This window comes from Chryseobacterium oleae (assembly GCF_900115055.1).
Classification (GTDB): domain Bacteria; phylum Bacteroidota; class Bacteroidia; order Flavobacteriales; family Weeksellaceae; genus Chryseobacterium; species Chryseobacterium oleae.
In genome coordinates this window covers 115,106-138,483 of the sequence record NZ_FOVD01000001.1, presented here as the reverse complement: position 1 = coordinate 138,483, position 23,378 = coordinate 115,106, and the positions used below count along the sequence as shown (strand labels likewise).

Annotated in this window: 22 protein-coding genes; 10 read left to right on the top strand and 12 right to left on the bottom strand. The window is 39.1% G+C overall.

Annotated features, from left to right (window positions below; translation table 11 throughout):
• The first annotated feature begins 43 nt into the window (after positions 1 to 43).
• From BM143_RS00680 to apaG, 8 genes are all read left to right on the top strand, one after another.
• The gene (locus tag BM143_RS00680; RefSeq protein WP_090021867.1) at positions 44 to 1,450 is read left to right on the top strand and encodes a glycogen synthase; all 1,407 of its coding nucleotides are present in this window, start codon (positions 44 to 46) and stop codon (positions 1,448 to 1,450) included.
• Positions 1,451 to 1,454: 4 nt separating this feature from the next.
• A complete protein-coding gene (locus BM143_RS00675) occupies positions 1,455 to 1,658 on the top strand; it encodes a hypothetical protein (RefSeq protein WP_090021865.1) in 204 nt (67 codons plus the stop codon).
• A 90-nt stretch (positions 1,659 to 1,748) separates the two neighbouring features.
• Positions 1,749 to 1,991, top strand: coding sequence for a hypothetical protein (locus tag BM143_RS00670; RefSeq protein ID WP_139221956.1), 243 nt, complete (start codon positions 1,749 to 1,751; stop codon positions 1,989 to 1,991).
• Positions 1,992 to 2,005: 14 nt separating this feature from the next.
• Positions 2,006 to 3,274 (top strand): glucose-1-phosphate adenylyltransferase, encoded by a 1,269-nt coding sequence (locus BM143_RS00665; RefSeq protein ID WP_090021859.1) that lies wholly within the window; start codon positions 2,006 to 2,008, stop codon positions 3,272 to 3,274.
• Between the two features lie 162 nt (positions 3,275 to 3,436).
• Complete coding sequence (locus BM143_RS00660; RefSeq protein ID WP_090021857.1) at positions 3,437 to 4,477, top strand: SRPBCC domain-containing protein; 1,041 nt, start codon at positions 3,437 to 3,439, stop codon at positions 4,475 to 4,477.
• Between the two features lie 124 nt (positions 4,478 to 4,601).
• Positions 4,602 to 7,418, top strand: coding sequence for a 2-oxoglutarate dehydrogenase E1 component (locus BM143_RS00655; protein ID WP_090021854.1), 2,817 nt, complete (start codon positions 4,602 to 4,604; stop codon positions 7,416 to 7,418).
• Between the two features lie 47 nt (positions 7,419 to 7,465).
• Positions 7,466 to 8,722, top strand: coding sequence for a 2-oxoglutarate dehydrogenase complex dihydrolipoyllysine-residue succinyltransferase (gene odhB / locus BM143_RS00650; RefSeq protein ID WP_090021852.1), 1,257 nt, complete (start codon positions 7,466 to 7,468; stop codon positions 8,720 to 8,722).
• A gap of 81 nt (positions 8,723 to 8,803) precedes the next feature.
• Positions 8,804 to 9,190, top strand: a complete 387-nt coding sequence (apaG, locus tag BM143_RS00645) for a Co2+/Mg2+ efflux protein ApaG (RefSeq protein WP_175548910.1) — start codon at positions 8,804 to 8,806, stop codon at positions 9,188 to 9,190.
• A 266-nt stretch (positions 9,191 to 9,456) separates the two neighbouring features.
• Here apaG and BM143_RS00640 read toward each other — a convergent pair whose 3' ends face one another.
• From BM143_RS00640 to BM143_RS00625, 4 genes are all read right to left on the bottom strand, one after another.
• Positions 9,457 to 10,179 (bottom strand): T9SS type A sorting domain-containing protein, encoded by a 723-nt coding sequence (locus BM143_RS00640; RefSeq protein WP_090021849.1) that lies wholly within the window; start codon positions 10,177 to 10,179, stop codon positions 9,457 to 9,459.
• A 3-nt stretch (positions 10,180 to 10,182) separates the two neighbouring features.
• On the bottom strand, positions 10,183 to 10,740 hold the full coding sequence (locus BM143_RS00635; RefSeq protein WP_090021846.1) for a 3'-5' exonuclease: 558 nt from the start codon (positions 10,738 to 10,740) through the stop codon (positions 10,183 to 10,185).
• Positions 10,741 to 10,912: 172 nt separating this feature from the next.
• Positions 10,913 to 11,893, bottom strand: a complete 981-nt coding sequence (locus BM143_RS00630) for a glycosyltransferase family 2 protein (RefSeq protein WP_090021844.1) — start codon at positions 11,891 to 11,893, stop codon at positions 10,913 to 10,915.
• Between the two features lie 6 nt (positions 11,894 to 11,899).
• A complete protein-coding gene (locus tag BM143_RS00625) occupies positions 11,900 to 12,784 on the bottom strand; it encodes a lysophospholipid acyltransferase family protein (RefSeq protein ID WP_090021841.1) in 885 nt (294 codons plus the stop codon).
• A gap of 81 nt (positions 12,785 to 12,865) precedes the next feature.
• Here BM143_RS00625 and BM143_RS00620 point away from each other — a divergent pair, with 81 nt between their 5' ends.
• Positions 12,866 to 13,438, top strand: a complete 573-nt coding sequence (locus BM143_RS00620; protein WP_090021839.1) for a thioredoxin family protein — start codon at positions 12,866 to 12,868, stop codon at positions 13,436 to 13,438.
• 35 nt (positions 13,439 to 13,473) lie between these two features.
• Here BM143_RS00620 and BM143_RS00615 read toward each other — a convergent pair whose 3' ends face one another.
• The 4 genes from BM143_RS00615 to BM143_RS00600 all read right to left on the bottom strand — a co-directional run bounded on the left by BM143_RS00615 (position 13,474) and on the right by BM143_RS00600 (position 19,143).
• Entirely contained in the window at positions 13,474 to 14,859 is a 1,386-nt protein-coding gene (locus BM143_RS00615) for an aldehyde dehydrogenase (RefSeq protein ID WP_262484248.1), read from the bottom strand.
• 20 nt (positions 14,860 to 14,879) lie between these two features.
• The gene (locus BM143_RS00610) at positions 14,880 to 16,442 is read right to left on the bottom strand and encodes an MFS transporter (protein WP_090021832.1); all 1,563 of its coding nucleotides are present in this window, start codon (positions 16,440 to 16,442) and stop codon (positions 14,880 to 14,882) included.
• 347 nt (positions 16,443 to 16,789) lie between these two features.
• Entirely contained in the window at positions 16,790 to 17,836 is a 1,047-nt protein-coding gene (locus tag BM143_RS00605; RefSeq protein ID WP_090021829.1) for an HlyD family secretion protein, read from the bottom strand.
• A gap of 5 nt (positions 17,837 to 17,841) precedes the next feature.
• Positions 17,842 to 19,143, bottom strand: a complete 1,302-nt coding sequence (locus BM143_RS00600) for a TolC family protein (RefSeq protein ID WP_228430643.1) — start codon at positions 19,141 to 19,143, stop codon at positions 17,842 to 17,844.
• A gap of 71 nt (positions 19,144 to 19,214) precedes the next feature.
• Between BM143_RS00600 and BM143_RS00595 the strand changes: the two genes are divergently transcribed.
• A complete protein-coding gene (locus BM143_RS00595; protein WP_228430641.1) occupies positions 19,215 to 20,120 on the top strand; it encodes a helix-turn-helix domain-containing protein in 906 nt (301 codons plus the stop codon).
• A 191-nt stretch (positions 20,121 to 20,311) separates the two neighbouring features.
• Here BM143_RS00595 and rplI read toward each other — a convergent pair whose 3' ends face one another.
• From rplI to BM143_RS00575, 4 genes are all read right to left on the bottom strand, one after another.
• Positions 20,312 to 20,830: a 50S ribosomal protein L9 gene (gene rplI / locus BM143_RS00590; RefSeq protein WP_090021821.1), complete on the bottom strand. Its 519-nt coding sequence runs from the start codon at positions 20,828 to 20,830 to the stop codon at positions 20,312 to 20,314.
• A gap of 167 nt (positions 20,831 to 20,997) precedes the next feature.
• Entirely contained in the window at positions 20,998 to 21,300 is a 303-nt protein-coding gene (gene rpsR / locus BM143_RS00585; RefSeq protein ID WP_034706728.1) for a 30S ribosomal protein S18, read from the bottom strand.
• Between the two features lie 32 nt (positions 21,301 to 21,332).
• A complete protein-coding gene (rpsF, locus tag BM143_RS00580; protein WP_034706729.1) occupies positions 21,333 to 21,674 on the bottom strand; it encodes a 30S ribosomal protein S6 in 342 nt (113 codons plus the stop codon).
• A gap of 301 nt (positions 21,675 to 21,975) precedes the next feature.
• Positions 21,976 to 23,328 (bottom strand): chloride channel protein, encoded by a 1,353-nt coding sequence (locus BM143_RS00575; protein ID WP_090021818.1) that lies wholly within the window; start codon positions 23,326 to 23,328, stop codon positions 21,976 to 21,978.
• Positions 23,329 to 23,378: the final 50 nt, after the last annotated feature.

The window sequence follows — 23,378 nt, the reverse complement described above, 5'->3', positions numbered from 1 at the left end:
GAATTAAAGCAAAATCTGACAAAATACAAATGACATTGAAATTATGGTAATCTATCACTTAAGTACAGAATGTTATCCGGTAGCCAAAGTAGGCGGCCTGGCAGATGTTGTAGGCGCATTGCCGAAGTATGAGAACAAAATAAAAGGAATAGACGCCAAGGTGGTCATGCCGTGGTACAACAAGCCTTTCGTCCATAATCATGAATTTGACATCGTTTTTGATGGTTTTATCCATCAGGGACCGGATATGTTGCAGGTTCAGGTGATGAAGGAGAAAACGGATACTTTAGGATTTGAGCTGTATATGGTAAAAGTTCCTGGACTTTTAGACCGCGAGAATCCTTACGGGTATCAGGATGAAAGTTTTCAGTTTATCGCTTTTCAGCATGCGGTACTGCATTGGCTGACTGCCATGAAGATTCGTCCGGATGTCCTGCACTGTCACGATTACCATACAGGATTGGTGCCTTTTATGACCCAGCACTGTCCGGAATTTGAATTTTTAAAAGGAGTAAAAACAATAGGAACAATCCACAACGGAGAATACCAGGGTATGATGAGCTGGAATATGGCGAATTATATGCCGTCTTTTGATTCTTATAAATGGGGTCTTATGGACTGGAATGGTTATATGAACCCATTGGCAAGCATGATCAAATGTGCCAATGCTTTTACCACGGTTTCAGAAGGGTATCTGGAAGAACTGTTCATCAGTTTCCGCGGACTGGAAAGCCTGGTGCGGGAAGAGTTCGGAAAGGCATACGGCATCATCAACGGGATTGATACGGAAGTTTGGGATCCTGAAACAGATCCGATGCTGGATTTCAATTTCAATAGTAAAAATGCGGTTGCCCAAAAAAAGAAAAACAAAGAAAAACTTTGCAAAGAATACGGATTGAAGCCTGATCTTCCGCTTTTTGCTTTCATAGGAAGATTTGCTATAGAAAAAGGAGCCGATTTCCTTCCGGATGTAGTCTGGAAAAGCATTAAACAGAGTTACGGCGCTTTAAATATCATGATTCTCGGTTCAGGAAACACCTATATTGAGAATAAGCTTAAAGAATATGCTCATACCTACACCAATTTCGCATTGGATCTGGGCTATAAGGAACATCTTTCCCATAAGATCTATGCTTCGGCGGACTTTCTGCTTATGCCGTCAAGAGTGGAGCCTTGCGGGCTGAATCAGATGTATTCCATGAGATATGGCACGGTTCCTGTCGTAAGATATACCGGAGGACTCAGAGATACGGTAGAAGATATTTCAACAGGAGGAGCTGGTTTGAATTTCACCTATCCGGGGGTAGATGATATTGTCCATGCTATGAACAGAGCAATGGGAATTTATAATCAGAAAGGAGTGATGAGTGAACTGATCCATGCGAACATGAATTTTGATTTTGCATGGGAGAAATCTGCAGAAAAATATATAGCTTTATATAATAACTGATCCTATGAAAGTTGCCGGTTTTCTTTTTGTCATCATGATCATGCTTTCTTCGTGTAAACAAGATGAAGGGAGTTACCACGGCGGATATTACTGGATTTATGGATATGGGCTGCCTGAAATGGGCGCACAGGAGAAGATGGATGGGATATCTGAAAAATGGAAAATTAAGTATTATGCCGTATCCGGGTGTATGATAAGTAATGAATAGGGAAGGGCTATAAATGCCATTAATAAAAGAACCTACGCTGCAATTGAAAGAAAATACGGAAAAGGCTGGACGGCAGCTTATGATAAAGATATGCAGGACTTTGCTATGAAAAATGTAGATGTTATGGATGTTCTGATCACGAATAAAGTATTCAGGGATGAACTTAAAAAGCATTACATAGAGGCATATAATGTAGACAAAGAAGTATTTGAGCTCAATGATGATGGTGAATTTAAAGTCATTGTTTACAATCATGAACTCAAATACGAAAATAAAGAATGCTTTAGATTGGCAGTAAACACTAAGAATAGAACAGTAAATTTAATTCAATAAAACGCAAGATACTTATGAAACGAAATGTAATCTCCATTGTTTTGGGAGGCGGCAGAGGGACAAGATTATTCCCGTTAACGTATTCAAGATCAAAACCGGCAGTTCCTATTGCAGGAAAATACAGGCTGGTAGATATTCCTATTTCCAACTGTCTGAATTCGGGACTCAATAAAATCCTGGTTTTAACGCAGTTTAATTCAGCTTCCTTAAATTCACATATCAAGAATTCCTATCACTTTGATATTTTCAGCAAAGGCTTTGTAGATATTCTTGCTGCCGAGCAGAATGTGGAAAATGAAAGCTGGTATCAGGGAACAGCAGATGCGGTCCGCCAGTCGATGAAGCACCTGGAAAAGTATGATTATGACTATATTCTGATCCTTTCCGGTGACCAGCTCTATCAGATGGATTTCAGAGAAATGCTGGATTTCCATATTGAAAATGGAGGCGATGTAACGATTGCGACCATTCCGGTGGTAGCGAAGGATGCGACCGGATTCGGGATTTTAAAATCTGACGATGACGGAAATATCACCTCTTTCTATGAAAAACCGGAATACGATATTCTGGACAGCTTAAAATCTGAGGTTTCGGAGGAAAACAAGCACAAAGGAAAAGAATATCTGGCTTCGATGGGAATCTATATTTTCACGAGAACGATCCTTAAAAAGATGTTCGAAGATGGAGCCGGCGATGATTTTGGAAAAGATATCATTCCAAACTCAATAGGGAAGTATAAAACATTGAGCTATCAGTACGAAGGGTATTGGACGGATATCGGAACCATAGAATCGTTTTACGAGGCGAATCTGGACCTTTGTCAGGATCTTCCGCAGTTCAATCTGTTTTCTTCTTCACCTATTTATACAAGGGCGAGGATGCTTCCGCCGTCTAAGATCAACGGTTCTTACGTAAGCAAAGCTGTTTTTGGAGACGGATGCATTATTATGGCTGATAAAATCGAGAATTCTGTGATTGGAAACAGAACAAGAATAGATAAAGGAAGTACCATCGTAAATTCTTACGTGATGGGTGCTGATTTCTATCAAAATACGACAGAAATTGTCCTCAACGACAGAAACGGCCGTCCTAATATGGGAATCGGGAAATACTGTTACATTGAAAAAGCGATTCTTGATAAAAACTGTTATATCGGTGATAATGTCAAGATCATTGGAGGAAAACACCTTCCGGATGGCGATTACGGAACCCACTCTGTTCAGGATGGAATCGTAGTGATCAAGAAAGGAGCTGTTCTTCCTTCTGGAACGCATATAGGCTAATTAGAAAGGGGCCTGGAAGTTTTAAGGATTTTAGTAATTAGGTTTCCGGACAGTAACTTCCGTCTTCCCGCCTTCAACCTCCATCAGGTTAATTAGTGTTAAACATAAAACTAGGGTGATCAACATATTGGTCACTTTTTTTATTTGTCTTACTTTTGTGCGATGCGTTTTTTTAAAATTACAGCCGTGATTCTTGTTTTGCTGGTAGGAGCTTATGCTGCTTCCATGTATTATTTTGTGGATGAAAACAAGGACTTTAAGATAGAAAAAGAGATCGATTATCCCATCGATAAAGTCTTTGCCCAGTTTAATAATCTTCAGCATTTTACGCGCTGGAACAACTTTTTCACGAGTTCGCAGTCTATCGACATAGATTATTACACGCCCTACGAAGGTCAGGGTGGTGCCATCAGCTATGTAGATCCTAAAAACGATACCGACGGTGAAATGTTCATCCGTTACGAAAATCCCCTAAATAGCCTTCGTTACCAGCTTTTTGAGGATAGAAATGAGAACCCGACGGTCGTTGATGTTCAGTTCAAAGTGGTGTCTGCAGAAAAAACGAAAATTACCTGGAACGTACATACACCTAAGCTTTCCGTGTTGAGAAGAGTGGAAAATTTCTGGACAGAAGACCGGTTTGCTGAAAACATCAACAAAAGCATGGTGAATCTGAAAAATGTATTGGGCAATAAGGTAGAAAAAGACCACCAGATGGCGTCCATCAAGTATGACAGTCTGATGGTCGAAAATGAAGAGGATAAGCTGATTTTGGGGATCAATGTAAGTGCATCCAACAAGAAGGAAGCATTGTATAAAAATATCGTGATGAATTACAGTAAAATTTACAACTACATCACGATGGATCTTGGTAAAAAAGACGATGAATTCGGCTTTCCGGTACTGATTACGGATGCGGATAACTATAAAGACAAAGAGGTTTCTTACTTCCTGGGAATTCCACTTTCCAAGAAGATCGGGGTTACGGATAATAATTTCAATTTCCGTACAATCAATCCTTCTCAAAACTACGTGATCTACTACAAAGGAAATTATGAAGGCAGAATAAGGGCAGTTCAGCAGCTGATTCAGAAGGCCAAAAAAGACGAGATGCGCTTCGGAGATATCCGCCAAACCTTTATTGAACGTCCAATAGAAGGACAGGAGGTGAACATGAAGCTCTCATTATCAGTGTTTAAGTAATTTTTTTTCATTTATTTTTTTCTTAATTTTTTTTAACGGTCTCAGGCTGTCTTAACTCGGTTTTTTTTATTAAATTTGAAGATTAATTCTACAAATAAATTTTAATAATAGATAAACTGTAATAATGGACAGATTTTCATTCCTAAACGCAGCTCATTCTCAGTTAATTGAGGATTTATACCAACAGTACTTAAAATTCCCGGATTCTTTGGAGCCATCATGGAAAGCCTTTTTTCAAGGTTTCGATTTCGCTTTGGAGAACTATGGAGATGATGATAACATTCAATACATTCAGGCTCCGGCCAGCGTTGCTCCGGCAGTACAGCAGATCTCTCAGGCAGTAGCCGGTGGAGAGGTTCCTGAACACATCAAAAAAGAGTTCAAGGTAGTAAACCTTATCGAGGCTTACAGAACGAGAGGGCACTTGTTCACAAAAACAAACCCGGTTAGAGAAAGAAGACACTATACGCCTACTTTAGACATCGAGAACTTCGGTCTTAGCAAGGAGGATTTAAATACAAAATTCAACTGTGCTGTTGAAACAGGGATGAAAGAACCTGCAACACTACAGGACCTGATCAAGCATTTAGAAAGCATCTACTGCGATTCTATCGGGGTAGAGTATACGTATATCAACAACGTTGAAGAAAAAGATTTCATCAAGAAATGGCTTCAGGTGAACGAAAATCACCCAAGTCTTTCTGCCAACGAAAAAACTGAGATTTTACTGAAATTAAATCAGGCGGTAGCTTTCGAAAACTACCTTCACACCAAGTTCGTAGGACAGAAGAGATTCTCTCTGGAAGGAGGGGAAACGTTAATTCCTGCATTGGATCAGTTGATCTCAAGATCTTCTCAATTAGGAGTAGACGAAGTTGTTCTTGGAATGGCTCACAGAGGTAGACTGAATGTGTTGTCAAATATTTTCGGGAAATCTTACAAGCAGATCTTCTCAGAATTTGAAGGAAAAGAATTTGAAGAGGATGTATTCTCAGGTGACGTTAAATATCACTTAGGATCATCTAAAATCGTGAAAACAGCTTCAGGAGAGGAAGTGGCTATCAACCTTACTCCGAACCCATCTCACCTTGAAACAGTAGCTGCTCTTGTTGAAGGGATCTGCCGTGCGAAGATAGATGACAAATACAAAGGAGATGGTTCTAAGATTCTTCCTATCGTGATCCACGGTGACGGTGCTATTGCCGGCCAGGGTATCGCGTATGAAGTGGCTCAGATGATGACGCTGGAAGGATACAAAACAGGTGGAACGGTTCATATCGTGGTTAACAACCAGGTTTCGTTTACCACCAACTATGCAGATGCAAGATCTTCAACATACTGTACAGACATTGCAAAAGTAACGGAATCTCCGGTAATGCACGTGAATGCTGACGATGCTGAAGCGGTAGTTCATGCGATGCATTTTGCAGCAGACTTCAGAGCGAAGTTCGGGAAAGACGTTTATATCGATTTATTAGGATACAGAAAATACGGGCACAACGAAGGTGATGAGCCTAGATTCACCCAGCCTAATCTTTACAAATTGATTTCTAAACACCCGAACCCAAGAGAAATTTATAAGGATAAATTGCTTAAGGACAGCATCACTTCAAACGATGTGATCGCAAAAATGGAATCAGATTTCAAAGTGCTTTTAGATAAAGATTTTGATGCTTCCAAAGAAATCGAAAAAAATGTAATGGATCTGTTTATGGCAGATGACTGGACCAATTTTCCTATCGGAAAAAGAGGGGCCGTTCAGATTCCTGTAGATACAAAATATGACTTAGAGAAGCTTAAAGAACTGGCGATTAAAATGTCATCTCTTCCTGCGGACAAAAAGTTCATCAATAAAATTACAAGACTGTTTGATAACCGTATTAAAGCTATTGAAGGAAATTCACTGGACTGGGCTCTTGGAGAATGGTTAGCGTATGCTACGCTTCTTGTGGAAGGTCACAATGTAAGAATTTCCGGAGAAGATGTGGAAAGAGGAACATTCTCTCACAGACACGCGGTAGTGAAAACAGAAGATACGGAAGAAGAATACATCCCGTTGAGACATGTATCAGAAAGCAGGTTTGATGTATACAACTCTCACCTTTCAGAATACGGAGTTTTAGGTTTCGACTATGGATATGCTATGGTTTCTCCTAATACTTTAACGATCTGGGAAGCTCAGTTCGGAGACTTTGTCAACGGTGCTCAGATCATCGTAGACCAGTATCTGGCTGCTGCAGAAGAGAAATGGAAAATCCAGGACGGATTGGTGATGCTGTTGCCTCACGGTTCAGAAGGTCAGGGAGCAGAACACTCTTCAGCAAGATTAGAAAGATTCTTAACGCTTTGTGCGAACGAAAATATGGTAGTAGCCAACGTTACTTCACCAGCCAACTATTTCCACTTATTAAGAAGACAGCTTAAATGGACATTCAGAAAGCCGCTGATCGTAATGAGCCCTAAATCTCTGTTGAGACATCCTAAAGTGGTTTCTCCGCTTGAAGATTTCGCCAACGGTTCATTCCAGCCGATATTGGACGATCCTACAGCAGATCCTAAGAAAGTAGAAAAATTAGTATTGTGTTCAGGTAAATTGTACTTCGAATTATTAGCGAAGAAAGAAGAACTTAACTGTGAAAACATTGCACTGGTAAGATTCGAGCAGTTATATCCGCTTCAGACTGATGCTATAGAAGCTATCTTCAGCAAGTATGACAGCAGAACACAGCTGATCTGGGCTCAGGAAGAACCTGAAAACATGGGCGCATGGTCTTATATCCTGAGAAACTTCAGAGATACGGGAATCCAGGTAGTAGCTCCGGTACCAAGCGGTGCTCCGGCTCCGGGAAGTCACAAAATGTTTGAGAAGAGTCAGAATGCAGTGATCAACAGAGTTTTCGACAGAGATGATGCTCCTGTAAAAAGACCAGTTACCGTGTAATTGTAATTAAGAATAATACCCAATTAAAAAAATAAAAAATACTCAATATGTCAGTTTTAGAAATGAAAGTTCCTTCACCGGGAGAATCCATTACAGAAGTTGAAATTGCAACTTGGCTTGTGAAAGATGGTGATTATGTAGAAAAAGATCAGCCCATCGCAGAAGTAGACTCAGATAAAGCAACTCTTGAATTACCTGCAGAACAAAGCGGTGTGATCACGTTAAAAGCAGAAGAGGGTGATGTAGTACAGGTTGGCCAGGTAGTTTGTTTAATTGATGTGGATGCTCCAAAACCTGCAGGCGGAAGCGCACCTGCTGCTGAAGCTCCAAAACAGGAAGAAGCTCCGAAAGCTGCTGAACCTGCTAAACAGGAAGCTCCAAAACCAGCTGCTCCGGTAGCGGCTCCACAAACGTATGCAACGGGAGCTCCATCTCCTGCCGCTAAAAAAATCCTTGACGAAAAAGGGGTTGAGGCTGGACAGGTTTCAGGAAGCGGAAGAGACGGAAGAATCACTAAAACAGACGCAGAATTGGCTGCAGTTCCTGCTTTAGGTGGAACACCTTCTACTGCAACTGGTGCACGTACAACGACAACAACTAAACTTTCAGTTCTAAGAAGAAAAATCGCTTCAAGATTAGTTTCTGTAAAGAACGAAACAGCGATGTTGACTACTTTCAACGAAGTTGATATGTCTGAAATTTTCAGATTAAGAAAAATATACAAAGAAGAATTTGCTCAGAAGCACGGAGTAGGATTAGGCTTTATGTCTTTCTTTACAAAAGCGGTGACAAGAGCATTACAAATGTACCCGGATGTGAATGCATCTATCGACGGTGACTTCAAAATTAACTATGATTTCTGCGATATTTCAATTGCAGTGTCAGGTCCTAAAGGATTAATGGTTCCGGTATTGAGAAATGCTGAAAACATGTCTTTCAGTGGAGTTGAAGCGAACATCAAAGATCTTGCAACTAAAGTAAGAGACGGTAAAATTACTGTTGATGAAATGACTGGCGGTACTTTCACGATTACAAATGGTGGTACTTTCGGATCTATGATGTCTACACCGATCATCAACCCTCCACAGTCTGCTATCCTTGGAATGCACAACATTATCCAGAGACCGGTAGCGGTAGACGGACAGGTAGTGATCAGACCAATGATGTACGTTGCGATGTCTTATGACCACAGAATTATCGACGGAAAAGAGTCTGTAGGATTCCTTGTAGCGGTAAAAGAAGGTATCGACAATCCTGTTGAAATTTTAATGGGAGGCGACGAAAGAAAAGGCCTTGGACTATAAAATTTAATAAAATTTTAAGATAACTTACAATCTCGCCTTAAAAAAGGCGAGATTTTTGTATCTGTTATAAAAACTAAGGTGATGTTCTCAAAAATGACTTCCAATATCAAAGTTTCAGTAATACCTGAATATGATAGTAAAAACAGTTATCCTTCCGAAAACCGTTATGTCTTTAAGTACAATATTACAATAGAAAATGACGGAAGCTTTCCCATTAAAGTACTTAAAAGAAAATGGCTCATCTTTGATGTCGGTTTTGGATACACAGAGATTATTGGTGATGGTGTAATCGGATTGACACCGGAAATTCCCACAGGCGAAAATTTCGCTTATTTCTCCAATGTAATGCTTCGGTCCGGCGTAGGTAATATGAGCGGAAAATACCTCGTTAAAAACATGGATACGCAGGAAACCTTTGAGATAGAGATCCCAAAGTTCAACCTGTTGTCTGAAGTGTTAAGCAATTAGGCTGAGTGATGAGTTTTAAATGATGAGTTATAAGTTTCAGTAAATTTTGGTTGCTAGTTACTGGTGTATGAGTTGCTGGTTGGTAGTGTTTAAGCTAATAAATTATAGTCTTAAATCTGACATTCTGATGTCTAATTTTTTGACTCTTATTCTCCAACCTTGCATTCAGTATTCACTTGTGGGGCAAAATTCACCATTGACATTCTTCATCCCAGTTGAAAGTCTGAAATCTGATGTCTGAAATCTGACATCTAAAAAATTTAGGATTATTCCCTGATAAACTGATATCTGCTGAGTCCTTTCTGAGATTTGATTTCCAGGAAATAGCCTCCTCTTGAAAGGCCGGAAATATCTATTCTGGAATCTGCAGAATTTTGCTGAACGAGTCTTCCTTCAGCGTTATAAATTTTTGTCCATTCAATACGCTCAATGCCTTTAATTTCAAGGAAACTGTCCTTAACGGGATTAGGGTAAATCTTTATTGACGAAACATTTGATGCCTCCGATTCTTGGGTTGCTAAGAAACCACTTTCATAAAAAGCTTTGTCTCCCAGATTATTGGTAAGAACCAGGTTTTTGGTGTTTCCTGAATTGGTGATCTGGTAATCATGTGAGTCCGAGCTAATATTAAAATAATTGACATATTGATTGGTGAAATCTATGTTTTCAGGGTTAGTGCAGGTTTGGCTGTTACCGACACCATAAGTCCAGAAAACAAAATGATTGGGTTGCATACCTTGCAAAAATATATTACCCCAGATCGATTTTCCGCATACAGGACTATTCATATTGGTATAGGTCCCTGATGATCCAGGTGTTGGAGTAAAAGTCATCGTAGGTGTGCCTATTTCACTATTTTGCGGAAGCAGATAGGTCGTGTTATTCTTGATCACTTTCTTTAAATACCAAGTTGTGCTGAGGAGTTCCGAGCTTTGTGCCTGGAATAAGGTGCTGACAATAATGGCAGCCGGAAGTAGAAGTTTTTTCATGGGTTATAGTTTTTTGATGTATTTATTTAAGAAAGATTCATGGAGCTCGTCGTTTTCGGTGATAATTAATTTCTCAAAAGCCAGAAGTGCAATTTTCGCGCAGGCTTCGGCATCATCTCCGGCCCGGTGGTGATTCAGATTGATCTGGTGATGTTCTGCCAGATGTTTCAGTCCGTATTTTGGAAGATAATTCCAGGATTTTTTAGCCAGCTGAATACTGCAAAGATAATTCAGCTTTGGAGTAAACATACCATAATGGGCAAAACAGCCTCTTAAAACTCCCGCATCAAAGCTTGCATTGTGGGCAATCATCAGCGATCCGTACATCATTTCTTCAGCTTCATACCAGATTTCATCAAAAGTAGGAGCATCTTTTACATCTTCAGGGGTAATTCCATGAACAGCAATATTAAATCTGCTGAAATAAGGAAAACTTGGCGGTTTGATCAGCCAGGTCTTTGTTTCCACAATTTTGGAATCCTGAACAACACAAATACCCATTTCACACGCTGAATTTTTCTCGTGAGTGGCCGTTTCAAAATCTATTGCGCAGAAATCCATTTTTTGAGTGATGAGTTAAGGGTTATGTGTTACTGGTTGGTTAGTTGCTGGTTTTATTTTAATGTTCAAAGTTTAAAGTTTTTTGAAGTTAAGAATTTTTCACGTAAAATACCATAGTCCTTTAACCGTCAGATATTTGTACTTTATTTTCCTAATCCCTAATCCCTAATCCCTACTTCCTTCCACCTAAAAAATGCCTGAAGATCAGCCATTTCGATTGATAGAATTTGCTCTTCTGATGATTCTGGCGAAGTTTCCATGTTCCCGGAAGTTGTGCATAAAATCCAAAATGAGCTCTTACAACGGCCCAAAGATGGGGAAATCCGTTTTTCAATCCGAAATAAATTCCGGCAATTCCGTCTAAACAAAGTCTGAAGAAAATTAACGCTACCAGTTTTGGAAACGGTAAATTTTTCAGCATCATGGAAAGGTTGTTGCGGATATTTAAATACGTTTTTTGAGCGCTTTGTTTGTTGAGTGTTCCGCCACCTACGTGATAGACTTTCGATTTTCCTGTGTAGAAAATTTTCCTCCCGGAATTAATCAGTCTCCAGCAGAGATCAATTTCTTCCTGATGGGCAAAAAATCTTTCATCAAAACCTCTCTGTTCCCAGAAGTCTTTTGAACGGATAAAGAAACTGCATCCGGAAGCCCAGAAAATCTCTGTTTCATCATCATACTGTCCTTTATCTTCTTCCACATCATCGAATACACGTCCTCGACAATAAGGGTAGCCCAGATTATCAATAAGACCACCGGCAGCGCCGGCAAATTCAAAAAAAGTTTTATTATTAAAAGATAGAATTTTAGGTTGTATCGCTGCTATGGAAGGATCTTTTTCAAATAATTCCAGAACCGGAACTGTCCAGTTTTCAGTAACTTCTACATCTGAATTAAGAAGACAGTAATATTCATTTTTGAGTTCCTTTAAACCTTCATTGTAACCACCGGCAAAACCATAGTTCTGCGTGTTTTTAATGATTTTTACGGCAGGAAAATGAGTCTGTATAAATGTTATAGAATCATCGGTAGAAAGGTTGTCGATGACATAGATATCTGCATTTTGAGAAAAACTGACAACACTCGGAAGAAATTTCTCAAGCCAGTTTTTTCCATTCCAGTTTAAGATAGCAACAGCTAATTTATTCGGCATCAGGATTTATTTTTTATCGCCATCAAAGGTTTTAATCGAGCTTTGGTACTTCCATTTTCTGTGAGACCAAAGATAGTTGTCCGGGTTCCTGCGAAGTGTATTTTCCAGAAGGTGGTGGAATTTCTTCACCACTTCATGTTCTGTAAACTTTTCACCATCAGGATAGATTCTGTGGTAATTGACCTGGTAATAGCCCCGCTTTACTTTCTTCATTTCACAATAAATAAAAGCAAGGTCCATTCTGGTAGCCAGTTTATCATAGCCTATAAAGGCAGGCGTTCTCTGGTGAAGGAACTCCAATCCGTAATTTACATGGGCAACATGGGGCGTTTGGTCTGCCACGAACATATACGCTGATTCACCATCGTTTTTAGATCTGAAAATATTCATGATCACTTCATTAGCCTCCAGAGCTTCGTTTCCAAATTTGTTTCTGACTCTTTTCATCTGGTTTTCCCAGAAATCGCTGTTGACCTTTCTGTATACAGGATGACAGTGTTTTTGTGGAATCACTCTTGCGAAAGCATTCATCCATTCCCAGTTGAAAACGTGTCCTGCCAGCATGATTACATTTTTGCCTTCAGCTTTAGCTTCATGGAAGATCTCCTGATTGATGTGCTGCATTCTGACTCTGGCTTCTGTTTCAGAAATACTGAAAGATTTGATGGTTTCTACCAAATAATCTGAGAAGTTAAGATAGAATTTCTTTCGTATGGCTCTAATCTCTTCTTCCGATTTTTCAGGAAAAGAGTTTCTTAGATTTTGGGTAATAACGTTCTTTCGGTAGCCTACCAGATAGTAGTTCAGGAAGAACATAACGTCCGAAAAAATATACAATACTTTGAGCGGAAGCTTGGAGATGAAATATAATATTTTGATCAGGAAATCCATAAAACATGCAAATCTAGTGATAATAAAATTATGGTTCTATTTTTGCTTGCAATAAGTATAAATTTTTTTTATTTTTATGTTATGAAAAAATTGTCAATCATAGCCTTTTTGGGACTTAGCGCAATTGCTTTTTCCCAGGAAACCAAAAATGTACCGGAAGGAAGAGAGAAGGATAAAACTCTTTTGGTGAAAACAGACCATGCAGAGTTAGATGCAAAGAAGAAAGCGGGTGAGGAGAAGGCGAAACTTCCAAAACCATACGATCCGAAAGCCAATGCAGAGGCTGATATCAATAAAGTAATTGCTAAAGCTAAAAAGGAAGGGAAAAATATAATCATCCAGGCAGGAGGAAACTGGTGTATCTGGTGTCTCCGTTTTAATAATTTTGTTCAAAGTACTCCTGAATTAAAGGAAACAGTAGATAAAAATTATGTCTATTATCATTTGAATTACTCTCCTGACAATAAGAATGAAAAAGTTTTTTCTAAATATGTGAATATCAAAGAAGAGCTTGGTTATCCTTTTTTCATTGTGTTGGATAAAAATGGAAAAATGATTCATGTGCTGAAAGACAGCTCAGTTCTGGAAGAAGGTAAAGGCTACAGCAAAGAAAAGGTAAAAGAATTCTTTACGCAATGGGCACCTAAATCATAAAAATACAACCGGGAAAATTTCCCGGTTTTTTTTATTTACAGAAGTTTCTTGATCCAGCTTAATTTCTTCTCAGAATAAGGCGGATATTTAATACTGGGTTCGCCCCAGGTTGCTTTTTCAAGGATAGATTTCTGATGCGAAAAAGCTTCGAAACCATATTTCCCATGGTAATTCCCGATACCGGAAGCTCCAACACCTCCAAACGGTAACCTTTCATTACCCAAATGCATAATCACATCATTGATACATCCGCCACCAAATGATAATTTCGAAGTAAAAGCTTCTTTTTCCTCAGCATTCCGGGTGAACAGATACGCGGCAAGTGGTTTTTCATGTTCCAGGATCGTATTTAAAACCGGATTAAAATGGGTAAAACTGATCACCGGAAGTATCGGACCGAAAATCTCTTCCTGCATGACATCGTCTTCCCAGTTAACGTTGTTCAAAATGGTAGGTTCAATATGCAGTTTCGTTTCGTCTGAATTTCCTCCAAAATAAATTTTCTTATGGTCAATAAGTTTTACGAGACGGTCAAAATTTTTGCGGTTGATAATTCTTGTATACTGTTCGGAACCGGGTTCGTATTTGAATTCTGTGATATATTTTCTCAGCATTTCCAGAAACTGTTCATGAATGGATTCTTCTACAAGCAGATAATCCGGTGCCACGCAGGTCTGTCCCGCATTCAGAAATTTTCCCCAAACGATTCTTTTGGCAGCGACTTCAAGGTCTGCATCTTTGGTGACGATTGCAGGAGACTTTCCTCCCAATTCAAGAACAACAGGTGTTAAATGCTCTGCAGCAGCTTTGTATACGATTTTTCCAACTTTCGTACTTCCTGTAAAAAATATTTTATCAAATTTCAGTTTTAAAAGCTCCGTGGTTTCATCAATGCCCCCTTCATAAACATATAAATACTCGGGCGGAAAATTCTCATTAATGAGTTTGGCCATCACTTTCATTGTGTTTTCTGCTATTTCACTAGGCTTTAAAATACAGCAGTTTCCCGCAGCCAATGCAGCGATCATAGGAGAGAGCGACAGTTGATAAGGATAATTCCAGGCACCAATAACCAGAACACAGCCCAGCGGTTCAGGATGAATACTGCTTTTTCCGATCTGATTGGACAGATTGGTGGTGACTTTTTTAGGTTTTGAAAGTGAATTTAAATTTTTCAGATAATAATGAATATCATTCAGTACGAAAGAAAGTTCTGTGGTAAACGTATCAAACTTTGACTTACCAAAATCCTTATGAATAGCTTCACATAAAAGATCTTCACTCCTCAGAATAATATCCCGAAGCTTTTCAAGATACATTTTCCTGAACTTAAGACTCTTTGTCTGCTGGGTTTTGAAAAAAGCCTGTTGGCTGGATACAATTTCCTGAATGTCCATAAAATCAAATTTCTGGAAGTACAGCAAATTTTCGGCCTAAACGATTACATAATATTCCTCACTGCAATTTTCACAGGATGATACAGCAGTAAAGCAAAAGCCGTAATCAGTGCCAGCCAGAAAAGTCCTGTGAAAATTTCCATATTGGAAAGAAGGATCGACTGAGCGGTTATTTTTGCTTTAAATGCACCGGCAGTCATAGACAGGGATTCATTAACCGGAAGTTTAGACAGGTTGGCTCCGAAAATCTGATTCCACTGGCTGTAGAAAACAGGATTGGAATCGGTCATGTTGAAACTTAAAGTGTCAGAATGTTTCAACGTTAAAAACAGCATCAGGTTCTGCATTAAAGCATATCCGATGGCGGTGGTCCAGAAACGGGTAGTGGTTCCTAAGGCCGTTGCATTGGCGACATATTGTTCCGGCATTCCGGAAATCAAAAAGAAAACAAGCGGCGTAAACAGCAGACCTTGTGCGATTCCTTGTAAAAATAAAGGCGGACAGATTGTGGAAAGGGTAGTATCCGGATAAAAAGTATACGTAAACCATGCACAATCGATGGCCAGCAGCAGAAATCCGATAAAAAAAACAATTCTTGAAGAAACACCGCGCATCAGGCAAATTCCAGATAAAATAACACCCAATAAAGTTCCGGCCACATTCCAGTACTGAATATTGACAATATAATCCCATGGCCATTTCCAGACGGTAGCCATAATGCTGTATACATTATTTAAACCTGACCGGATCAGATAGAAAATAAAGAACATGATCATTCCGGCAATGACGTTTTTTGAACTGAAAACTTCGTAGTGAAAAAGCGGCCTTTTGGAATTCCTTTGCTTCAGCATAAATAATCCTCCGGAAAGCAGAAATATGAAAAAACACATGATAATCGTGTCGGACTCCAGCCACATTAGCCTTTTCCCGTAAATAATGGCATAACCTCCCGACTGCAAACAGGCCCAAAGGAGAAACCAGCTTGTAATATCGAGCTGATAGAGTGGCATTTTTGGGAAAAATCTGTTGGTATTAAAAAGAGCGATTCCGATGATTAGGACAAAGATGTGAAAATAAGCCATCATCAGGATCATATGTTTGAAATCATAATCTTCAATGCTGGATTTCAGTAAAGAAGTGGTGATAGTTCCGCCGGTCAGCATGATGGTGTACATGAACAGATAAGCTATCACCTTGGCGTGTTTTGTTTTTAATTCGGCAATAATTAACGGAAGAAAAATAGCGCCTTCAAACAGCCCAAAAATTCCTTCGAGAAAACGGATCACCAGAATAACCTGATAATTATTCGTGACCGATAAAACATACAGGATAATCACAGAAACAGAAGCCATCAGAAGGATATAATATTTCACCCTGAAATACGCCAAAAAGCGCTGTAAAACTAAAAGTGTAACCACAAATGTCCCGTACATCAAAATCATTAAATACTGAATGTCATCCGAATCTACATCCATAAACGAAGAGGTAAAAGCACTGTTGGAATGCAAAAGCGACAACAGCATCAGGTGAGGAAAAAGAGCCAGCACCAGAAGGGGCAGTTTCAGCCATTGTGGTACCCATTTATGATAAACTGTATTATGTTGCATGGTTGATGAGATGATTCGTTGATGTGTTAATTTGATGATGTGTTGATGTGTTGATTTGACAATGTGATGATTTGGTGGTGGGAGAAAAAAAACGCGGAAAGACAAAAGAGCGGAGTGTAAAAAAAGTAAAAGGTAAATTGACAAATACTTACGAATCATCATAAGTCTGTCGCTGCAGTTCTGTCTTTCCGCTGAAAAAATCTAATTGGCTTGTTGATTGAATTTGATCGTGTGTTCATTTAAAAATGTGAGGATGTGATCGCTATTAAAGTATTCTCCTGCATTAATACCCCTTCAACTCTAATAACTCACACACCCTTACATTCTCTAACATTCACACTAAATCACTATATTTTTTTTGCACTGACCAGCACATTCATCCCGGAAAGTAGTTTTTCGTTATTTTGATTATTATCGAGAATAATTTTCACAGGAAATCTCTGTTCAATTTTCACGAAGTTTCCGGTAGCATTATCAGGTTTTACCAGAGAAAACTGTGAACCGGAGGCGGGAGATACGGAAACGACTTTTCCTTTGAATTCAATATCAGGATAAGCATCTGCCGTGATTGTAACTTCCTGTTTCGGGTCGATCTGTCCCAGCTGGGTTTCTTTATAATTAGCAATGATCCATTTTTCTTTGCTCACCATTTGAACCAAAGCCTGGCCTTCTTTTATAAGCTGTCCTTCCTGGATGGTCTTTTTCCCGACCCAGCCGTCGTAGGGAGCTGTAATCACGGTATAGGAAAGGAAAAGCTTAGCATTGTTAAGACTTGCAGAACTCTGCTGGATCTGGCTTTTGACAGGAGCTACTTTTGTCTGCTGTTCATTGGCACCGGCTCTCACTGCATTTTTCTGCTGTTCTAAGGCTAAAAGATTGGCTTTGGCCTGTTCATAGGAAGCTTTTACATTCTCAAACTGCTGTTCTGTGGCGGCATCTTCTGAAACTAAATTTTTGTATCGTTTAAAATCCTGTTCCGTTCTCCAAATATCAATTTTGGCTGAAGCAATTTTAGCATCGATGATTTTGGAATCACTTTCTTTGGTATTGACACCACTTTCAATGGTGGTGATGTTTTCAGCATTCGCATGAAGGCCTGCTTCTGCCATTTTCACCTGGTTGACAAACTCTCTGTTGTCTATGACGATCAATGTATCTCCTTTTCGGACAAACTGGTTTTCTTCGAACTGTATCGTTTTAATGAACCCTGAAACCTTGCTGGAAACGGGCGTAATATATTGCTCTATCTGGGCATCATTCGTGGTGACATTTTTTCTTGAGAAAAGAAAGAAGCTTACCATTCCTGTAATTCCACTGATGATCAGGATCCAGGCCAGCAGGGTGATCGTTTTGTTGATTCTTTTTTCTTTTTGTGTCAGTTGTTTCTTTGCCATAGTTTTTATAAGTTTCCAATCGTGTACTGGAGTTGGTAATATTTTAATTGTCGGTTGATTTTTACGGAGATAAGATTGGATTCAGCCTCCAGATAAGCATTGTCTGCATCGATAAGTTCGGTGATCAGACTTAATTTGTTAGCATATTTTGTCTTTACAATTCTGTAGTTTTCTTTTGCCTGACTAATGGCTTCCTCTGCGATTTTAACCTTCTGATCAGTCTCTTCAAATTTTTTATAGGCTTCATACACATGATGGCGTACATTTTCATCGTTTTCCTCGATCTGAAGTTTGGCCAGATCAATATTTTCCCTGGCTTCCTGCATTTTGTATTTGTTTTTATACAGGTTTTCGATAGGATAGGTAAGGTTCACACCCAGCATCCCAAGGCGGTAGGCATAAGGCTCGGGAGGGAAGAACATCATATTTGGGTACTTTATAAAATATTCTCCGCCAGCTGTAATTTTCGGTAAATAATTCGCTTTCGTGATCTTCTGATCCAATTGTTTTAACGAAAGGTTTTTGTGGGTCATTTCTACGGATTCATTCTTATGTAAAGCCGTTTCCGTAAGCTCATCGATATAAGGAACCGAAGCTTTGTCGGAGATCAGGTCTTCCGTGTCTGCGTGCATTTCCTGATTTTCCGGAAGCGAAAGAATGGTTTTAAGCTTATGTTCTGCAATCTGAATGTCGTTATCCAGTTCTGTCAAGCTCATCGTATGGTTCGAAAGCTGTAAAGATGTTCTCAGAACTTCATTCACTGTAACCACTCCATTGGCTTTCAAAGCTTTTACCTGTTTGATGTTGATGGAATCCTCCTTCATTTTATCGTTGATCAGGCTTTGCTGTTCCTTTAAATGATGAATCTGAAGAAAAGCCGTAATGATCTCCATTTTCAGCTGTCTTTCATCCTGATGGGTTTTTAAAGCTGAAATTTCGGTGTCGATGGCTGCCTTCTTTTCTGTATTCCTGATCTTTCCACCCATGTACACAGGAATCGAGGCTGCAAGGGTAAAATCATACATTCCGTTGATGACGTCATATTTTGTGGCCTTATTGAAAAAGCCATTCTGATGCTGAAAAAGATTGGTCACCTGATTGTAGCTCGTATGAAATTCAATATCCGGCAGTTTTTCCATAGCAAGGTCTTTCTCCTTTGTAACAGACATTTCCTGTTTTAAATGGCTGATGCGGATGCTCTTGTTATTTTTCAAACCAGTCTCTATAGCCTGTTGAAGGCTCAGATGCTGGTAATCGGTCATTTGTGAGTGTAAAAAACTGCCTGTCAGCAGTAAGGACAACGCCATACACCTGTATTGGAAGACGTTAAATGTCATATTCATAATTTAAGTAAGGGATTTTTACTGAAATGATTTTGATGCTGCAAAGTTACGCTGCACTGGATCGGACCCTATTTGTTAAAGCAGAAAAAGATTTGCTCATTTACGCCAATATGAAATTTTCTTCTTACCTTTATTTTATGAACGACAGCCATTTTAAAGCAGTAGAAGAAGATGATGCAGAATTTTATGTCTATAATGTGTTTACAGGAGGCATAACGACAGATATTCATCATCACAGTTCTGCTCAGATGGTTTATGCAGAGGGTGGAATAGTCCATATTTTTACAGATCTCCAACACTGGTATCTTCCGGCAAGATGCTTTATGTGGATCCCGGCCGGAACGCCGCATTACATCTTTTCAAGCAGTCCAAACGTAGAATTCTATAATTTTTATTTTAAAAAAGAAGAAAATGAAAATGGCTTCTTTGATGAAATTAATATTTATTCCGTCAGTCATCTTCTCAGGGAAATGATTTTGTATACCAAAGACTGGAATGGAAAAATCACAAAAAATGACGGGGCTAAATATTTTTTCCTCAAAGCATTAAAAGGAATTCTTCCTGAAAAAAGAGATAAAAAGCTGGCTTTCCCCGTTCAGCATCCGTTTCCAAAAGACGAAACCCTTCTTAAGATTGCCAAGTATATCCACGCCAATCTTGAGAAACCCCTTACCATCGAATCTACGGCAAAAGAATTCGGGATGAGTACCAGAACCCTCTCCAGGAGGTTTAAAGAGATTTTAGGCATGAATTACGTCCGTTTCCTGCGTGCTTTAAGGATTACCCGCTCATTAGAATTAATGATGGAAGGAAAATATAATATGTACGAAATAGCCATGATGGTAGGCTACAACAGCCTATCGTCATTTAGTAATATATTTAAAAAAGTAATTGGAATACCGCCCAGTGAATATCAGCAGAAATTGAGAGGAGGAGAATGATTGTATTGGTGGCTTCGGGAGCCTCAGTCACCCGCTTCCTTAGCCCCGATAGAAACGGTTACCCCGCAGTAAGCGTTGGCTAAGCAGCTGCGCGAGGAGTATGAGTGGATAGCGGGATTAAGCTTCTCATAAAACAAAAAAAACCACTTCAAACGAAGTGGTTAATATATTTGAGAAAATCTCTTTAAAGCTTATGCTTCTTCAGAAGGAGTTTCTTCTACTACTTTAGCTTTAGGAGCAGCTGGTTTAGGAGCTTCTACCGGAGCATCAGATACGATGTCGAATTCGAAATTGTACTCAACATTTCTGTGAAGTCTGATGTTTGCAGTAACTTTACCAGTTCTTTTAATAGTGTTCCCTGGGATTTTGATGTATTTCTTCTCTACAGAAACTCCAGCTTTAGCAAGAGCGTCAGAAAGATCAGAATTGTTGATAGATCCGAATAACTTGTCACCAGAACCTACTTTTGCAGGAATAGTGATAGAAGTTTTCTTCAATTGATCTACTACACCGTTAGCTGCAGCGATAAGTTTAGCTTCTTCTTCTTTTCTAGCCTCTAAAGTAGCTTCAAGAGCTGCTTTGTTTTTAGGAGTAGCTAAAAGAGCAATTCCTTGAGGAAGTAAGAAGTTTCTTGCATAACCTGGCTTTACGCTTACTGTATCAAACTCAAGTCCTAAGTTTTCTACGTCTTTTTTTAGAATGATATCCATTGTTGTTGTCCTTTTTTAGAATTTAGATGTTAGAAATTAGAAGTTAGATGTGAGACATTGTCTTTATCGAAATCTGTAGATCTATTATCTAAAATCAAGTTAGAATTAAATTATTTATTCAGCAACAAAAGAAGAGGTTGCCCTCTTCTTCTATTTATTTTTTTGTCTTATTTCAATAAGTCAGCTACGTAAGGTAGTAAAGAAAGGTGTCTTGCTCTTTTGATAGCAGCAGAAACTTTTCTTTGGTATTTTAAAGAAGTTCCAGTGTATCTTCTTGGTAAGATCTTACCTTGCTCGTTTACGAACTGTAATAAGAAGTCAGCATCTTTGTAATCAACGTGCTTAATTCCGTATTTTTTGAATCTACAATATTTCTTTTCAGATTTTGTATTGATATCAAGTGGAGTAAGGAATTTTACTTCTGATTCTCCTCCAGCTGAGGCTTGTTTAGCCATTTCATCTATTGCCATGTCTTGTCTTTTTTAAAAAATAGGGTTAATAATTAAGCTCTAGCCGCTTTGATTTTAGTTCTTCTAGTTACAGCATACTCAACAGCGTGCTTGTCAAGTTTTGTAGTCAGGTAACGGATTACTCTCTCGTCACGTTTGAATGCTAATTCTAAATCAGCTACTACAGTACCTTCACCTTTAAACTCGATTAAAGTGTAGAATCCATTCTTTTTCAATTGAATTGGATAAGCTAGTTTTTTTAATCCCCAGTTTTCTTTGGCAACGATTTCACAGTTCTTTTCTTTTAAAAGATCTTCAAATTTTTTCACTGCTTCCTCTACCTGAGCATCAGATAGAACGGGAGTTAAAATGAAAACAGTTTCGTAATTGTTCATAATGTTAAATGAATTTGTTAATTATTTCGAGGTGCAAAATTAGAGAATATATTTGGAATATGCAATACTTTGGTGAATATTTGTAGGGAGATTTCAGACATCAGACATCAGACATCAGACATCAGATGTTAAGATTAAGGTTGAAATTGAAGTTAGAGATATTAATGGTAAATTTTAAGTTGTAAGAGTCGGGAAATATTAGTTCGAAGCATTTAATCAAGATCATAGACATAGTACAATTGCTATATCAACCTTTTTGCTACGAACCAGCAACTAGCAACAGACAACACATATCCCAAAACTACTCCTTCTCCCTGATCTCTTTCAGGAAATTCACTTTAATCACATCATATAAAGAATGTCTGCTTACCAGAATAGAAGCTATGGATGAAACCATTCCCGCCAGCATAAGGTGGAAAATAAGGGAATGTCTGTCCGTCATTTCCAGGACAATAATAGCAGATGTAAACGGAGCTCTTGTAATTCCGGTAAGAAATGCGACCATTCCTGCGAGGATAACCACATTAGTTTCGTTAGGAGTTAAATGAATAGCACCTGAAATCACGGAACCTATACTGGCGCCTGCTGTAAGCGCTGGTGCAAAAATTCCGCCTGCACCGCCTGATGTAAAAGAAAGGGCAGGGCCAAGCATTCTTAAGATCGGGACATACCATTCTTCATGCTTATCCTTTGTGAAAAGAACACGCTCCATTATTTCCTTTCCAGAACCTAGAATCTCTCTGTTGATGAAATAGGCTATAGAAGCGATAAACAATGCGCAGATCACAAGAAAAATGACATTGGCCTGGTCGGTTTTCAGTTTTCTTTTCTTCCAGTCACTCATTTTAAGCATCATGACAGAAAGCTGACTGGCCAGAATTCCTGCTGTTCCTGCTACGAGAATAATGGGAAACATCACCATTAATGAAACATCATTGGTTTTCGGATATCCTAAATATAAATAAGAGCCGGCCAAAGTCTGAGCTGTTAAACCTGCAATGATCACAGCTGTGAACAATGCTGTCTTGAAATAGTTGATATGTGTTTTTGAAAGTTCTTCTACCGCAAATACAATTCCTCCCAAGGGCGTATTGAACGCTGCTGCAAGTCCTGCTGCCGCACCCGTCATAATCATATTTTTCTTGGAAATTTTCGGCCACCAGTGCGGAAGATATTCATTGACCTTCCGGAATACTGAGCCTGCAATCTGTATCGTTGGTCCTTCACGACCTACAGCGCCACCACCGATAACCAGAACTACGGATGAAATGATTTTAAAAATAATGATTTTCAGGCTTAAAAGGCTTCTGATCTTTGTATGTTCCTTTGGATTGGCAAGCTCTACAGCTGCCATAACCTGTGGAATTCCGCTTCCTTTGGCATTCGGGGCAAATTCTTTTACCAGCCACCATGAAAGCACAAAACCGATAGGAGCAATGATGAAGATCATCCACGCATGCCAGTTCATGATGAAATTCAGCAGATGCTCTCCCCATGCGAATATCTTAGCGTACATCACCGCAAAAAAACCGGTGATCACTGAACCGATCCAGAAAGGAATTGCCTGAAGCAGATTGTTCTTCAGTTGTTCGTTTCTTATGTTGTCAAAAGACTTTTTAAGGCCTTTCTGTAAGAGGGAGAAAATTTTCAGCATTTGTGGACCGGGACATTTTATTGAACTGAAAAATAGGAAAATTAGATGGT

Bases quoted from the DNA above. Each gene is read 5' to 3' on its own strand.
- BM143_RS00680 (WP_090021867.1), top strand. From the start codon at position 44: ATGGTAATCTATCACTTAAGTACAGAATGTTATCCGGTAGCCAAAGTA.
- BM143_RS00675 (WP_090021865.1), top strand. From the start codon at position 1,455: ATGAAAGTTGCCGGTTTTCTTTTTGTCATCATGATCATGCTTTCTTCG.
- BM143_RS00670 (WP_139221956.1), top strand. From the start codon at position 1,749: ATGCAGGACTTTGCTATGAAAAATGTAGATGTTATGGATGTTCTGATC.
- BM143_RS00665 (WP_090021859.1), top strand. From the start codon at position 2,006: ATGAAACGAAATGTAATCTCCATTGTTTTGGGAGGCGGCAGAGGGACA.
- BM143_RS00660 (WP_090021857.1), top strand. From the start codon at position 3,437: ATGCGTTTTTTTAAAATTACAGCCGTGATTCTTGTTTTGCTGGTAGGA.
- BM143_RS00655 (WP_090021854.1), top strand. From the start codon at position 4,602: ATGGACAGATTTTCATTCCTAAACGCAGCTCATTCTCAGTTAATTGAG.
- odhB (WP_090021852.1), top strand. From the start codon at position 7,466: ATGTCAGTTTTAGAAATGAAAGTTCCTTCACCGGGAGAATCCATTACA.
- apaG (WP_175548910.1), top strand. From the start codon at position 8,804: ATGTTCTCAAAAATGACTTCCAATATCAAAGTTTCAGTAATACCTGAA.
- BM143_RS00640 (WP_090021849.1), bottom strand. From the start codon at position 10,179: ATGAAAAAACTTCTACTTCCGGCTGCCATTATTGTCAGCACCTTATTC.
- BM143_RS00635 (WP_090021846.1), bottom strand. From the start codon at position 10,740: ATGGATTTCTGCGCAATAGATTTTGAAACGGCCACTCACGAGAAAAAT.
- BM143_RS00630 (WP_090021844.1), bottom strand. From the start codon at position 11,893: ATGCCGAATAAATTAGCTGTTGCTATCTTAAACTGGAATGGAAAAAAC.
- BM143_RS00625 (WP_090021841.1), bottom strand. From the start codon at position 12,784: ATGGATTTCCTGATCAAAATATTATATTTCATCTCCAAGCTTCCGCTC.
- BM143_RS00620 (WP_090021839.1), top strand. From the start codon at position 12,866: ATGAAAAAATTGTCAATCATAGCCTTTTTGGGACTTAGCGCAATTGCT.
- BM143_RS00610 (WP_090021832.1), bottom strand. From the start codon at position 16,442: ATGCAACATAATACAGTTTATCATAAATGGGTACCACAATGGCTGAAA.
- BM143_RS00605 (WP_090021829.1), bottom strand. From the start codon at position 17,836: ATGGCAAAGAAACAACTGACACAAAAAGAAAAAAGAATCAACAAAACG.
- BM143_RS00600 (WP_228430643.1), bottom strand. From the start codon at position 19,143: ATGGCGTTGTCCTTACTGCTGACAGGCAGTTTTTTACACTCACAAATG.
- BM143_RS00595 (WP_228430641.1), top strand. From the start codon at position 19,215: ATGCTGCAAAGTTACGCTGCACTGGATCGGACCCTATTTGTTAAAGCA.
- rplI (WP_090021821.1), bottom strand. From the start codon at position 20,830: ATGGATATCATTCTAAAAAAAGACGTAGAAAACTTAGGACTTGAGTTT.
- rpsR (WP_034706728.1), bottom strand. From the start codon at position 21,300: ATGGCAATAGATGAAATGGCTAAACAAGCCTCAGCTGGAGGAGAATCA.
- rpsF (WP_034706729.1), bottom strand. From the start codon at position 21,674: ATGAACAATTACGAAACTGTTTTCATTTTAACTCCCGTTCTATCTGAT.
- BM143_RS00575 (WP_090021818.1), bottom strand. From the start codon at position 23,328: ATGCTGAAAATTTTCTCCCTCTTACAGAAAGGCCTTAAAAAGTCTTTT.